The sequence below is a fragment of the Methylobacterium sp. TK26 genome (genome assembly GCF_055361565.1).
The window spans coordinates 1,408,274-1,421,331 of the sequence record NZ_CM143965.1 but is presented as its reverse complement, the minus strand read 5'-3'; the positions used below and the strand labels follow the sequence as shown (position 1 = coordinate 1,421,331).

The 13,058-nt window shown below is 70.6% G+C and carries 13 protein-coding genes; 9 read left to right on the top strand and 4 right to left on the bottom strand.

The window, feature by feature from the left end; genetic code table 11:
- The first annotated feature begins 674 nt into the window (after positions 1-674).
- Both ACXJ1Y_RS06980 and ACXJ1Y_RS06975 read left to right on the top strand, forming a co-directional pair.
- Entirely contained in the window at positions 675-1,259 is a 585-nt protein-coding gene (locus tag ACXJ1Y_RS06980) for a phospholipase A2 family protein (protein ID WP_463849379.1), read from the top strand.
- 112 nt (positions 1,260-1,371) lie between these two features.
- Positions 1,372-1,575 carry a CsbD family protein gene (locus tag ACXJ1Y_RS06975; RefSeq protein WP_463849378.1) on the top strand — a complete coding sequence of 68 codons (204 nt, stop codon included), beginning with the start codon at positions 1,372-1,374 and terminating at the stop codon, positions 1,573-1,575.
- Positions 1,576-1,656: 81 nt separating this feature from the next.
- Here ACXJ1Y_RS06975 and ACXJ1Y_RS06970 read toward each other — a convergent pair whose 3' ends face one another.
- Complete coding sequence (locus tag ACXJ1Y_RS06970) at positions 1,657-3,336, bottom strand: methyl-accepting chemotaxis protein (RefSeq protein ID WP_463849377.1); 1,680 nt, start codon at positions 3,334-3,336, stop codon at positions 1,657-1,659.
- A gap of 199 nt (positions 3,337-3,535) precedes the next feature.
- The gene (locus ACXJ1Y_RS06965) at positions 3,536-4,114 is read right to left on the bottom strand and encodes a thermonuclease family protein (protein ID WP_463849376.1); all 579 of its coding nucleotides are present in this window, start codon (positions 4,112-4,114) and stop codon (positions 3,536-3,538) included.
- A 118-nt stretch (positions 4,115-4,232) separates the two neighbouring features.
- On the opposite strand from ACXJ1Y_RS06965, the gene ACXJ1Y_RS06960 reads away from it, so the two are divergent.
- From ACXJ1Y_RS06960 to ACXJ1Y_RS06945, 4 genes are all read left to right on the top strand, one after another.
- Positions 4,233-4,541 (top strand): PepSY domain-containing protein, encoded by a 309-nt coding sequence (locus ACXJ1Y_RS06960; RefSeq protein WP_463849375.1) that lies wholly within the window; start codon positions 4,233-4,235, stop codon positions 4,539-4,541.
- A gap of 21 nt (positions 4,542-4,562) precedes the next feature.
- Positions 4,563-5,243, top strand: a complete 681-nt coding sequence (locus ACXJ1Y_RS06955; RefSeq protein WP_463849374.1) for a response regulator transcription factor — start codon at positions 4,563-4,565, stop codon at positions 5,241-5,243.
- Positions 5,240-6,589 (top strand): ATP-binding protein, encoded by a 1,350-nt coding sequence (locus ACXJ1Y_RS06950; protein ID WP_463849373.1) that lies wholly within the window; start codon positions 5,240-5,242, stop codon positions 6,587-6,589. Before ACXJ1Y_RS06955 ends, ACXJ1Y_RS06950 begins: the two co-directional genes overlap by 4 nt.
- A 137-nt stretch (positions 6,590-6,726) precedes the next feature.
- Positions 6,727-8,196 carry a carbohydrate porin gene (locus ACXJ1Y_RS06945; protein ID WP_463849372.1) on the top strand — a complete coding sequence of 490 codons (1,470 nt, stop codon included), beginning with the start codon at positions 6,727-6,729 and terminating at the stop codon, positions 8,194-8,196.
- Positions 8,197-8,205: 9 nt separating this feature from the next.
- Here the strand turns inward: ACXJ1Y_RS06945 and ACXJ1Y_RS06940 are convergent, their stop codons facing one another.
- On the bottom strand, positions 8,206-9,243 hold the full coding sequence (locus ACXJ1Y_RS06940; protein ID WP_463849371.1) for a CorA family divalent cation transporter: 1,038 nt from the start codon (positions 9,241-9,243) through the stop codon (positions 8,206-8,208).
- 5 nt (positions 9,244-9,248) lie between these two features.
- A complete protein-coding gene (locus ACXJ1Y_RS06935; RefSeq protein ID WP_463849370.1) occupies positions 9,249-10,877 on the bottom strand; it encodes an inorganic phosphate transporter in 1,629 nt (542 codons plus the stop codon).
- Between the two features lie 372 nt (positions 10,878-11,249).
- Here ACXJ1Y_RS06935 and ACXJ1Y_RS06930 point away from each other — a divergent pair, with 372 nt between their 5' ends.
- The 3 genes from ACXJ1Y_RS06930 to ACXJ1Y_RS06920 all read left to right on the top strand — a co-directional run bounded on the left by ACXJ1Y_RS06930 (position 11,250) and on the right by ACXJ1Y_RS06920 (position 13,035).
- Complete coding sequence (locus ACXJ1Y_RS06930; protein WP_463849369.1) at positions 11,250-11,948, top strand: cobalamin B12-binding domain-containing protein; 699 nt, start codon at positions 11,250-11,252, stop codon at positions 11,946-11,948.
- Positions 11,949-12,022: 74 nt separating this feature from the next.
- On the top strand, positions 12,023-12,268 hold the full coding sequence (locus ACXJ1Y_RS06925; RefSeq protein ID WP_463849368.1) for a DUF6894 family protein: 246 nt from the start codon (positions 12,023-12,025) through the stop codon (positions 12,266-12,268).
- A 2-nt stretch (positions 12,269-12,270) separates the two neighbouring features.
- Positions 12,271-13,035, top strand: a complete 765-nt coding sequence (locus tag ACXJ1Y_RS06920) for a Crp/Fnr family transcriptional regulator (RefSeq protein ID WP_463849367.1) — start codon at positions 12,271-12,273, stop codon at positions 13,033-13,035.
- Positions 13,036-13,058: the final 23 nt, after the last annotated feature.

Below are 13,058 nucleotides of genomic sequence, written 5' to 3'. Positions count from 1 at the left end.
CTTTTTCGGGGACGGGATGCGCCGTTCAAGGATAGATCCCGTCGATGGAGCAAGACAGTCGCTGGCCTGATTGGGGCCGTCAGCCTGCTCGCAGTCGCCGATCCGGCGCAGGCCGCGATGCCCGCCCCGACCGGGCTGGAGGCGGCCGTGCACGCAGGGAGCTACGCCGACCTGCTCAAGCCGTCCACGCGTGGCTCGGGACGGCCGGCCCAGCCGGGGATTTCCAGGCGCGTCCGCCGGGTTCGCAATCCCGGCTCGATCAGCCTGACCTTCACCTGTCGCATGCTTGACCGTTCCTTCGCTCTGTCGATGGGTCATCGGGCGATGGCATCCCCCGCATGCCGATGGCGGCCGCGTCGAGAAGGTCGACCGATCGTCCTCCGTATCGCCGTGTTCGTGGCGTAGAGGGCGTTGCCGTCGGTCCAGGTCCACCTCGGGCGATCAACCCCGGCAGGGAACGCCCCGATGCTCAACACGGCGCTGGCCATCCTCGCAGTGCTGGCGGTCCTGCTCGTCCGGGCCGTTCTGAAGCTCGTGTTACTGCCGTTCCGAATCCTGCGGGGGCTTTTCCGACGGCGCCCCTCGGCCCCAGGTTCCCGGTAACCGTGGCGGGAGGGATCAGGAACGCGAAAGCCCAGCTTCGAGTTTAGGGGCCTCTGAATCGGGGGCTGCCCTTGAGACCGTTCGCTCTCGCAACGCTGGGTATGCTGGTCCTGGCCTGTCCGCATCCTTCCCTGGCGCAGGCCATCCAGGAGGCGCCCGCCGCGACCGTCGAGGTGGAGGAGCCCCGCCCGGGCCCCCCGCCCCCGCTGCCCGACATCTCGGACCCGAACGGACGGGCGGGCGAGGCCCTCAACGAACCCGGCGAAGACTCCGGCATCCCGAAGGCCCTGCGCGCCTCCGGCTCCAGGGCCGGCGGGCCGGCGAACGAACTCAACCCCGGCGGCAGCGCGGAGGCGCCCACGCCGCCGAAGGGCGACCTCGGTCGGGTCATCGCCGGGAAGGAACTGTTCCACGGCAATTATTGCGGGAAGGGCCAGCGGGGCGAGGGATTGCCGCCGACGGACGACCTCGACGCCGCCTGCATGCACCACGATGCCTGCTACGACGCGGCCGGGTACAGTTCATGCGCCTGTGACGCCACGCTCAAGCGGGAAGCCTCCGTGGTCTCGGATAGTCCGCGCGTGTCCCTGGAGGTCCGTCGCAGGGCACTGAGCGTGATCGAGGCGTCCGATGCGATGGAGTGCCGAACGCCCTGACGGTCAGTCGCGGCATCTCGCGAGCCCGTGATGCCGCCGCCGGAACGAGAGCGATCCCCCCGCCGTTCCTGCGCACCTCGACCGGTCCCGGTCCCAGGTATGGAGAACCGCCATGAGCAGCACCACCGACAAGATCAAGGGCCTCGCCAACGAGGCCGTCGGCAACGTGAAGCAGGGCATCGGCAACGCGACCAGCAACGACAAGCTCAAGGCCGAAGGCAAGGCCCAGGAACTCAAGGGCGACGCCCAGAAGACGACCGGCGACGTCAAGGACGGCGCCAAGCACGTCGCCGACAAGATCACCGGCAAGGCCTGATCCGCGTCGGGGTGAGATGATCTGACCGTCTCGCCCCGATCCGGCAGGGGCGCCGCGCCGCCGACGCCCCCCCGCACCGCCTCACGCCGCATGGACGCGGTGGAGAAAAGTCTCGATCGCGGCCTGCATGGTGTTTGCGCTGGCCGCGACGTGATTGGCCCCATCCCACACCGTCCCGGCCTGCGTCTCGTTCGAGGCTGCCGCCTCGCGAACGCTGGCGATGCTGCCCGAGATTGTGCGGGCCTCGACCGCCGCGTTCGCGATCGCCTGGGCGATTTCCTGGCTGGCTTGGCCCTGCTGCTCGGCGGCGGCGGCCACGGTGGAGGCGGCGTCGCTCATCTTCGCGATGGTCTGCCCGATCGCCCCGATGCCCTCGACCGTCCCGTCGGCGGCGGCCTGGATCGCCGCCACCTGCGCGGTGATGCGATCCGTCGCCGAGGCGGTCTGCCCCGCGAGCGCCTTGACCTCGGCGGCGACGACGGCGAACCCCTTGCCGGCCGATCCGGCCCGCGCCGCCTCGATCGTCGCGTTCAGGGCGAGGAGGTTGGTCTGCTCCGCGACGCTGCGGATGAGGGAGACCACGGCCTCGATCTCCATGGCCGCCCTCGCCAGTCCGGCCACCGTCCCTTCGAGGGCCTGTGCATCCGAGAGGGCGGTGCCCGCGATGTCGCTGGTATAGCGGACCTGCTCCTCGATCGCCCGGGCCGCGCTGGACAGTTCCTCGGCGGCTCCGGCGATGCTGTTGACGACCTCGACGGATTGACCGGAGGCGAGGGTGGCCCTGCCGGCTTCCTCGGTCGTCCGCCGCGCGGTGGCGGACACCGTGTCGGCCGCGCCCTGCATCGTCTCGGCCGCGCCGGCGAGGTCGGCAAGGGTCCGTCCGGTCTCGACCTCGAAGGCACGCGTCGCCTGGGCCAGGGCATCCGCCCTGAACGCGTCCCGGCCGGAGCGGGCCACGGCGTCGGCATCGAGCACTTGCTTCTCGATCAGGGAGGCGCGGAACCCTTCGATGGCCCGGGCCATCTCGCCGATCTCGTCGCGCCGCCCGGTGAACGGCACGCACTCATCGAGCCTGCCGGCGCCCAGCGCCAGCATCGTCGCCCGGAGGCGATGGAGGGGGCGCCGAACCTGCGTGGAGATGATCCAGAATGCGGCGAGGAGGCCGAGGATCAGCGCCACGGCCGGCACGGCGAGCAGCATCAGGGTCGTCCAGCGGCGGGCCTCCTCGGCTGCGGCGCGCTGGGCGTCCAGACGGGCCAGGGTCTCGCGCCCGAGCGTGCCGATCTCGGCCACCATGCGCTCGCGATTCTTCACCGTGGCCTCGTCCGTGGCCTGGATCAGGGCGGCTTTGGGCGACAGGGTGAGCCCCATCTCGGCGGTGTCGGTCTGGTAGGCGATGAACTCCTTCACGGCGAGGTCGAGCTTGCGCTTCCGCTCGGCCGACACTTGCTCGTTCATGGCCGCGAGGAAGGGCCCACGGGCCTGCTCGACCGCGGTCAGGGCCTCCTGAAGCGCGGAGAGCCGTGTCTTGGCCTCGTCGATGTCGGTGGCGATGTAGATGGCGGTGGCCTGGACGACGGCGTGCTCGATCGCCTGCGCCAGCGTCTTGGCCTGAAGGCTGGCGTTCCAGGTGGCCTCGGTGGCGACGGCCTGCCGCCTCTCGCCCTCGGCCTGGCGGAGGGCGAAGGCCGAGATGCCGATGGCGACGAGGCCGAGCAGGCCCACGACGCCGGTCAGCTTGTGGCCAAGGGTGAGGCGCATGGGGTGTCCGTAAGCAACTGAGAGATGATAGCGCCTAAGAGCACAACCACGCGTTGCCGACGGGTTAAGTGTAGCCGAGCACATATCGCTGAATCTGTGAATTATACTTTCTCGATGCGGATCATTCACGCGACCTTGCTTGATCCGCCCCAGCGTCCATTGCGGCTCGACTTGACATCGGCGGAAGGGCTGTACGGTCCTATCGGGCAGCCTGCCGCCAGTTCGTCGGATCCTCGAAGATTCCGGCCCACAGGCCGACACGCTGTCCCCAGGCGCGATCGGCCGCCTTCCTGTAAGACGCGGGCGCGTCGCTGGTGGGGATCGCGTAGCCACGGGCGATCATCCAATCGCCGAGGTCTTCGGCCCCCATCCGGCAGACCGCCACGGCCGATCGATCGTCCGGGTGCCCCGACCGCTCGCAGGTCAGCCCTTCCGTTCCGATATGCGCGGTCAGTTCGGCGGCGGCTCGGCGTCCGCAGGTGTAGGGGGCCTCGTGGGCATCCCAACAGGTCGTCTCCGTTGCCGGCGCGACGATCCCGCGTAGCGTCACGGAAACGCCCCCGACCACGAGGGTCGATCCATCGACGACCGTGGCGCGTCCCTGAAGCAGATCCCCGGCTTCCGCCGGCCTGCCGGCGAGGGCGAGGGTGGCGGCCAGGGCCAGCGCGAGGCCGGGAACCCGGTTGCGGTTCGAGGAGGAAGGCGGCGGCGACGGGCACAGGAGGGTGCCGGCGACCGCGGCGGCGGCGGTGAGGAGGATACCGAGGATGAGGGACATGGCCGGTCAGTTCCGCAAGCGAGGTTTCTGCGGAGCGTTCTGCCGGATGCTGCCCCCACCACCCTGACGGATCCTGTCAGCCTCCCGTCAGGTTCAGTGTCCCAAAGCGCCTGGACCCATGACCAACCGCCGAAGCCTCCTTGTCGCCATCCTGTGCTCCGGCTTCGCCGGGGCCGCTCCGACGCGCGCGGACGACGATGCCGACCGGGCCCGGGGGGCCCTCGAACGCGGCGAGATCCGGCCCCTCGAAGAGGTTCTGCGGGCCGCCCGGACAGCCGTGCCCGGCGATGTCGTTTCCGTGGACCTGAAGCGCCACGACGGGCGCTGGCTTTACAAGCTGCGCATCCTGGACGCGGACGGCAAACGCCGCACCGTCAAGGTCGATGCCCGCACCCTCAAGATCCTCGACGAGGACGACGATGCCTGACTTCACAGGGGAGTCCGTCCGGTGCGGGTGCTGATCGTCGAGGACGAGCCCCGCATCGCTGCGGACGTGAAGGACGGCCTGGAACGGGCCGGGTATGTCGCCGACGTGGTCGCCGACGGCGAGGCCGCGTGGTTCCGCGCCGACACGGAGATCTACGATGCGATGGTGCTCGATCTCGGCCTGCCCCGGCTCGACGGCCTGGGCGTCCTGCGCCGCCTGCGCGCGGCCGACGTGGCGATCCCCGTCCTGATCCTCACGGCCCGCGACGGCTGGCGCGAGCGCGTCGAGGGTATCGATGCGGGCGCGGACGATTACCTCGCCAAGCCCTTCCGGATGGAGGAGCTGACGGCGCGCCTGCGCGCCATCCTGCGGCGCACCGCAGGCCATGCCTCGCCGGTCCTCCGCGCCCATGCCGTCGAACTCGATACCCGGACCCGCGCCGTCAGCGTCGCCGGCCGCGAGATCGACCTGACCGCCCTGGAGTACCGCCTGCTCAGCTTCCTAATGCACCGCCAGGGACAGGTGGTGCCGGCCGGCGAACTCCTCGACCACCTGCACGGGGTGGGCAGCGACCGCGAAGCCAACGCCCTCGAAGCCCTGCTGACGCGCCTGCGGCGCAAGCTCGGTTCCGGGGTGGTCGAAACCCGGCGCAGCCAGGGGTACCTCGTGCCTGCGGATCACCCGAAGGCGCCGGCACCGTGAGGGGGAATTCCCTGCGCCTGCGGCTCGGGCTCGCCGCCGCCGCGTTGATCGGCCTCGCCCTGGTGCTGGCGGGTTTCGGCCTGACGATCATCTTCGACCGCGTGCTGGATGCGCGCACCGCCGACGAACTCGACCGCGCGGCCAAGCTCCTTATAGGGCGTGTCGGGCTGGCACCGGACGGCGCCCCCACCCTGTCGCGCGAGCCCCCCGATCCCCGGTTCGCGACGCCCTATGGCGGTCTCTACTGGCAGATCGAGGCCCCGGACCGGAAGCTGCTCCGCTCGCGCTCCCTCTGGGACAAGCAGCTCGACTTGCCCGACGATCGCGGCGGGGATGCACCGACGGTCTCGGACGCGACGGGTCCGGACGGAGGGCGGCTGATCGCCCTCTCGCGGTCCATCGAGATCGGCGGAGCCGGCGGGACGGCGACGCGCCTGCGGGTCGCCGTGGCCGAGGATCGGCGTGGCCTGGCCGCGAGCCGGGCGACGTTCCTGCGCCTGCTGGTGCCCTCGCTCGCGGCTCTGTTCGGGGCCCTCACTTTGGCGATGGCGGTGTTCGTGCATCGGGCGCTCGCGCCGTTCCGCGCCCTCCGGGCCGACCTCGCGGCGATCCATGCCGGGACGCGGGAGCGGCTGCCCGAGGCCTTTCCCGACGAGGTGCGCCCGCTGGTGTCCGATCTCAACCGGTTGCTCGACGCCCAGGAGCGGGCCCTCGTGCGCGCCCGCGCCGGTGCGGCGGACATGGCGCACGGGCTGAAGACGCCGCTGGCCGTGCTCGACGCCGTCAAGCGCCGCCTCTCCGCCGCGGAGCCGGTGCTGGCGGAGGAGATCGCCGAGCAGACGCGGGCGATGAACGGGCAGGTCGAGCGCGCCCTGGCCCGCGCCCGCCTGACGGAGCGGGCGAATCTGCAGAAACGGGTCTGTGCGGCGGCGCCCGTCGCCGAGCGGCTGATCGCGACGATGCGGCGACTGCCCGAGGGGGGCTCGCTGAGTTGGGATGTCGCGATCCCGGCCGAGCTGATCTATCCGGGCGACGAGGGTGAGTTGATGGAGGTGTTGGGCAACCTCCTCGACAACGCCCGGAAATGGGCCCATCGGCGCGTTCGGGTGACCGGCACGGGGGACGGGTCACGCGGCTGCCTGTCCGTCAGCGACGACGGACCGGGGATGAGCCAGACGGCGCTGGCGGGGTTGGGGCGCGGGGTACGCTGGGACGAAAGCCGTCCGGGCACCGGATTCGGGTTGGCCATCGCCCGCGACGTGGCAGAGGCGGCGGGCGCGCGGATGGAGTTTGGCGTCGCTCCCGCTGGGGGGCTGGCGGTGCAAGTGCTCTGGAATGCCGACTGACGTCACCAGCCCCTGCTCCAGGTGACAGGCCGCCCGGCCGGCGGTGTCGGCGAGGCACGCGGCCTGCTTGTCCTGTCGTCGAACGGTGATGAAGCTGTGGCGTTGCTCGCCCGTCCCATCCAGGCCGGAGATTCGAGGTGCGTTCCGCGTCCCGCATCATCCTCTGTTTCCTGGCCGCGTTCGGCCTGTGGCTTCAGTCCGGCCCCGCCGCAGCGCAGACCGAGGCCGCCCGGGTCGCTGCCGAGGGCATCGCCATCGGCGCGCCGACCGGCGCGGGCGGCGATCCGCAGACATCGGTGGCCCAGCCGGTCTTTTCGGTGGGACGCGCGGCGGAGGTGACGACCTCGTTCCAGCCGCTCCTGGGTCCGGCGGGCGACCCCGGCGGCTATCGCGCCTTCCTCGAGCGGCACGGGATCACCTTCGGGCTGATCGCGGTGGCCGAGACCTACCGCAACGTGCGCGGCGGCCTGCGGCGGGGTCCCACCGGCCTGACGCTCCTCGATCTCGACGTCGATGTCGATCTCGACACCGTCGCCGGCTGGAAGGGGGCCACGGCCCACGCCACGCTCTACCAGATCCAGGGGAGCGGGACCTCGCGTAGCCGGGTCGGCAACCTCATGACCGCCAGCGAGATCGAGGCCCTGCCCGCCTCGCGCCTGTCGGAGATCTGGCTGGAGCAGAGCCTGTTCGACGACACTTTGTTCCTCCGGGTCGGCCAGCTCTCCGCCGACACCGAGTACATGGTGAGCCAGACCAGCATCCTGTTCGGCAACGGCACGTTCGGCTGGCCGGAGATCTTTGCGGCGAACATGGTGGATGGCGGCCCGTCCTATCCCCTATCCGCGCCGACCGTGCGCCTGAAATACGTGCCGACGCCGGAACTGTCCTTCCAGGCGAGCCTGATCGACGGCACGCCGGGCGGCGGCGATCCGCGCTCGGGGATCGACCCGCAGCGCCGCAACCCGAGCGGCCTCCGCTTCCCCGTCTCCGATCCGCCGCTCGTCATCGGGGAGGTCTCCTACGCCTACAACACCCGCCCCGGTGCCCAGGGCCGGCCGGGCACCGTGACGCTCGGAGGCTGGCACCGGTTCGGCCGCGTCGAGGCCCTCACCCCCGATCCGGCGAGCGGCCTCTCTCGACGGGTCTCGGGGGATTCCGGTCTCTATGGGCTGATCGACCAGACGGTCTACCAGGAGCCGGACGATCCCAACGACGGCGCCAGCGTCTTCCTGCGCGCCTCCGCCTCCCCCGGCGACCGCAACCTCGTGGATCTCTATCTCGACGCCGGACTCGCCTATCGCGGCCTGTTCCCCGGCCGTTCCGACGACACGCTGGGCCTCGCCGTCGGCCTCACCCGGATCTCCCGCGCCGCACGGCGCCTCGATACGATCGCCGCGGTGCTGGGTGATGCACCCACCCCCCGCCGCAGCGCCGAGACGCTGGTGGAGGCGACCTATCAGGCCGTGCTCGCCCCCGGCATCGCCCTGCAGCCGATCGTTCAATATGTCGTCCATCCGGGCGGCGGGATCGCCAACCCGCGCGATGCGGACGGCAAGCGGGTCCGCAACGCCACGGTGTTGGGCCTGCGCTTCATCACCCGCTACTGAGCGGGCGGTTCAGTCCCGCGGGGGGCGGATGCCGAGGCCGCGGATCACGCCGAAGGCCGCGAGCGCGGAGAGGGCGGCGAAGGCCATCGCCACGAAGGAGCCCCCCTCGGCTTCGGTGAGCGGCAGGCTCTTGGTGTTCATGCCGAACAGGCCCGTCACGAGGGTCGGGGGCAGGAACAGGGCGGTCATCACCGACAGGGTGTAGAGCTGCCGGTTCGAGGCCTGCGCAAGGTAGGAGGACAGTTCCTCCTGCATCAGACGGCTGCGGTCGGCCAGCATCATCATGTCCCGGTCGAGGGCATCGAGGCGTTGCGCGATCCGCGCGGCCGCAGCGGTCGCGGCGGGCGGAACGTCTTCGTCGGCGGTTTCGAGGCGGTGGAAGACGGCCCGCAGGCCGAGCAATTGCCGGTGAAGCCGCACGGCATCCCGCCGGATCGGCCCGAGCCTGCGGCGCTCGCCGCGCACGCGCTCGTCGAGGATGTGATCCTCGATCTCATCGAGTTCGTCCGCCAGGCGGCTGCCCGTCCCGACCATGGCGGTGATGACGTGATCGACGATCCCCTCCAACAGGTGGACCGGCGCGAGGATGCAATGCCCCTGGGCCGCCGCGTCCCGGGCGAGATCCGGACCGAGCACGGGATGGCGGCGGCCGCTGGCGAGGAGCCGAGGCCCCATCACGAAGTGCAGCCGCCCGCCCGCATCGACGGTGCGGCCCTCGCCGGCCTCGCGGACGAGATCGGCGACCACGCCGCCGATGTGACCCGCCTCGACGACGATGCGCTGGTGCGGATCGCTCGCGAAGGAAGCCGCCGCGAGATGCGGCGGGCCGAGGCGCCCCTCCGCGACCAGGGCCGGCAGGCGCGCGTCGTTCAGGTTGAAGTGCAGCCAGGTGAAGCCTTCGCCGAAGCCTCCCGGATGGAGCGGCGGCGCCTCGCTGTCCACGGGATGCCCCCGTCCGGTGTCATCGAACCGCATCGCCCAGAGCAGCCCCGGCAGGGGCGGCTCGTCGCAGAGGCGGCGGGGAGCCGCGCCGGCCAGGGCCTCCATGACCGTCAAAAGACGTGGCGGAGGATGAAGAACAGCGTGCCGGCGATGAGGATGGCGGCCGGCAGCGTCGTCACCCAGGCGAGCGCCATGTTGCGCACGGTGGCGACCTGCAATCCGGAGCCGTTGGCGGCCATCGTCCCCGCGACGCCGGAGGACAGGATGTGCGTGGTGGAGACCGGCAGGCCGTAGAGCTCGGCGAGCCCGATCGTGCCCGCCGCGACGATCTCGGCGGACGCGCCCTGCGCGTAGGTGAGGTGGGTCTTGCCGATCCGCTCGCCGACGGTGACGACGATGCGCTTCCAGCCGACCATCGTGCCGAGGCCCAGCGCCAGGGCGACGCAGACCTTCACCCAATCGGGGATGTAGCGCGTCCCGGCGTTGAGGAGGTCGGTGTAGCCCTTGAGGGTCTTGGTCTCGGCCTCCGAGAAGCTGGCGCCGGTCTTCGGCAGCAGGCGGATCGCGTCCGAGGCGAGGTACATGTCGTTGCGGATGTTGGAGGTCGCCGCCGCCGGGACCTGCCGGATCGAGCCGTAGCCCTGCACGGCCTTGGCGATGTCGGTGGAGAGGGCGGCCAGCGCCGCGTAGACCGGCGGTGTGTCCAGTTCCTTGGCCTTCAGGGCGTCGCTGACGACCTTGCGGGCTTGGGCCGGATCCGGCTGGGCCGCGCCGTTCGCCCGTGGCGCGAAGACGCCGCTCGCGGCCTGCGAGGATTGCACGAAGGCCGGCGTGGCGTCGGCGGTCATGGTGCGGTTCAGGGCGTAGGCGGTCGGGGCGGCGCCGATCAGGATCAGCATGATGAGGCCCATGCCCTTCTGCCCGTCGTTGCCGCCGTGGAAGAAGGAGACCAGCGTGCAGGTCAGGATCAGCAAGCTGCGGATCCACAGGGGCGGCGGGGCATCGCCCTTGGGCGCCTCGTAGAGGTCCTTGCGCCGCACCGTGAACTTCAGGGCCAGCAGCAGCAGTGCGGCCAGCACGAAGCCGCAGACCGGGCTGAAGGCGAGCGCCTTGAACACCCCGAACGCTTGGTTCCAATCGACGCCGGAGGTGCCGTCCTGCCCGCCCATGAGCTGGTTGGCGAGGCCGACACCGAGCACCGAGCCGATCAGCGCGTGGGACGAGGAGTTCGGCAGGCCGAGGGTCCAGGTGCCGAGGTTCCAGATGATCGCCGCGAGGAGCAGGGCGAAGATCATCGCGTAGCCCGCCCCCGAGCCGACCTGGAGGATCAACTCCACCGGAAGGAGCGTGACGATGGCGTAGGCCACCGCGCCCGAGGAAAGCATCACGCCGAGGAAGTTGAACGTCCCCGACCAGATCACCGCGACGAGGGGCGGCATGGAGTGGGTGTAGATGACCGTGGCGACCGCGTTGGCCGTGTCGTGGAAGCCGTTCACGAACTCGAAGCCCAGGGCGATCAGCAGGGCGAGGCCCAGCAGGGCGAAGGCGCCGTAGGCAAGCGGCGCCTCGCCGACCGCGCTCATGTCGGTGATCAGGCTGACGACCGCGTAGGCCAATCCCGCCACGAGGACGAGCAGGAAGGCGATCACGCCCCCCGGATGCATGCCGTGGTCGAGTCGAGACTTGCCCGCAGGCGAAGGTCCAACCGCTCCGCTCGGAGCAAGGGCGGCGTCGGCCATGGAAACCTCAAAAATCACGGTTGCCAAGGGATTAAAGTCGGACGGTGACGCTTGGGTGACGCGCTGTGGACAGCATCGCAGTGCCGTTCCGCTGGACAGGCCGATCACAGCCCGACCGGGACGATGCGTTGATTGCTCACCGCCAGGCCATCCGCACCCGCATGAGGGGCGCTTGATTTTTATCAATGCGCCTAATCCCAGGATCCGGCACTAATATCTCCGATTCATACGCCAGTTTTAGCAGATGATAGCCGGAGACAAGGATTGTCATCTAGACATGGCGTAGCAAGAGTATGCAGAGTTCCGGAAGAATCGCAGGAATGGGTGAACCGTCCCGTTCCCGGCCGATCGAGGACGATCCTCTCGGGCCTCATGGACCGCGATATCCTGCCGACGCTGCGCGGCCTCCATCGCGAACAGCTCCAGGTAGCCGATCAGGATTCCCGCAAGCTGGCGAGGCTCCTGCTCGATGATCCCGCTCGTTTCCGGGCGGAGGTCACGCGGCAGACGCTGCGCGGGACCCCTTGGCCCGTCCTCGCCGCGGAGATGCTGGCTCCGGTGGCGCGCGATCTTGGCGTGATGTGGGAGGAGGACCTCTGTGACTTCCTCGACGTGACGGAGGCGATGGGCCGACTCCAGTCCGTCCTGCGGGATGCGATCGGGCCCCAGGTCGGGCGCGGCGGAGCACGGCCCGGCAGCAGCATCCTCCTCGCCGGGGCGCCGGGGGAAACCCACACCTACGGCCTCTGCCACGTCGCCGGGCTGCTCCGCGATGCGGGCTGGACGACGACGATGGTCGCGGGAACCGGCCGCGATCCCCTGGCGGCCCTCGCGGCGGCGCTCGCCACGGGCTGGTACGACGTCCTCGGCCTCTCCCTGGCCAGCGACGCCCATTCGCCCGCCCTGCGGCGGGCGATGCCGGTGATCCGCCGGGCTTCGCGCAATCCCGCCTTGCGCGTCGTCGTCGGAGGCGCCCTCGTCGCCCGGGGCGGAGCGGAGCCCGGCCTGTGGGGCGCCGACGCCTGCCTCACCGACCCTGCCCTGCTGTCGCCGGTGCAACCGGCCGTGTGAATGGCCCCGGCCGACCTGCAACCATTCCGGTCATGCCCGGTTGGCCCGGACCATCACGCCCCGAGACCGTCGCCTTGGCCCGCTACTTCTTCGAAATCGAGAATGGCGGCCTGCACAGGGACGATACGGGCGCGGAATGCCGCGACCTCGACGAGGTCCGGGCCATCGCCGTGCGGACGCTCACGGGCATCGCGGCGGAAGAGGCCGTCCTCCACGACCGGCATACGATCGCGGTCGCCGTCCGCGATGCGGCCGGGGCCTCCGTCCTCGATGTGACCCTGACCTTGACGGCCGCGTGGTCGCGCCGGGCTGAGGCGTAGCCGTGGCGGGATCCCACCCCCAGACCCTGACGCCCCTCCTCCGCAAGCTCGACAGCGTCATCCGCCTCGACGACGAGGAGCGGCGGGCCGTGCTCGCTCTGCCGCACACGATCCGGCAGGTCGGCCCCCATGAAGACGTCGCCACGGTCGGGGAACGGGCCGCCCATTGCTGCCTCGTGCTGGAGGGCTGGGCCCATCGCTACGGCTACACCGTGGCGGGCGACCGCCAGATCCTATCCTTCTATATCGCCGGGGATATCCCCGACCTGCAGCATCTCTATCTGCCGGTGATGGACCATTCCCTGGCGAGCCTCACCGCCTGCACCCTGGCCTTCATCCCGCACGAGGCGATGCGCGCCCTCGTCGTCGGCCGGCCGGGGGTCATGGCGGCGCTCTGGCGCGACACGCTGGTCGATGCCTCGGTCTACCGCGAGCGGATCATGACCCTCGGCCGCCGTCAGTCCATGGGCCGCACGGCGCATCTGTTTTGCGAGATGTACCTGCGCCAGCGCGCCGTGGGCCTCGCGGACAATTTGTGCTGTCCGCTGCCGCCGACGCAGGCGGAACTCGCCGACGCCGTCGGCGTCACGGCGGTGCATTTCAACCGGTCGCTGCGGACGTTGCGGGCGCAGTGCCGCATCGTCCTCCAGGGCGGCCACCTGACCATCGGCGACTGGCCCGGCCTCGTGACCACGGCCGAGTTCGATCCCGTCTACCTGCATTTCGATGAGGATCGGCGCCGCTCCGGCGAACGCGCTTCGGCCTAGGAGCTCCGGCGTCGCCAGAAGGG

Coding starts and splice junctions, on each gene's coding strand:
- ACXJ1Y_RS06975 (WP_463849378.1), top strand. CDS start 1,372: ATGAGCAGCACCACCGACAAGATCAAGGGCCTCGCCAACGAGGCCGTC.
- ACXJ1Y_RS06965 (WP_463849376.1), bottom strand. CDS start 4,114: ATGTCCCTCATCCTCGGTATCCTCCTCACCGCCGCCGCCGCGGTCGCC.
- ACXJ1Y_RS06960 (WP_463849375.1), top strand. CDS start 4,233: ATGACCAACCGCCGAAGCCTCCTTGTCGCCATCCTGTGCTCCGGCTTC.
- ACXJ1Y_RS06940 (WP_463849371.1), bottom strand. CDS start 9,243: ATGGAGGCCCTGGCCGGCGCGGCTCCCCGCCGCCTCTGCGACGAGCCG.
- ACXJ1Y_RS06935 (WP_463849370.1), bottom strand. CDS start 10,877: ATGGCCGACGCCGCCCTTGCTCCGAGCGGAGCGGTTGGACCTTCGCCT.
- ACXJ1Y_RS06930 (WP_463849369.1), top strand. CDS start 11,250: ATGGACCGCGATATCCTGCCGACGCTGCGCGGCCTCCATCGCGAACAG.
- ACXJ1Y_RS06970 (WP_463849377.1), bottom strand. CDS start 3,336: ATGCGCCTCACCCTTGGCCACAAGCTGACCGGCGTCGTGGGCCTGCTC.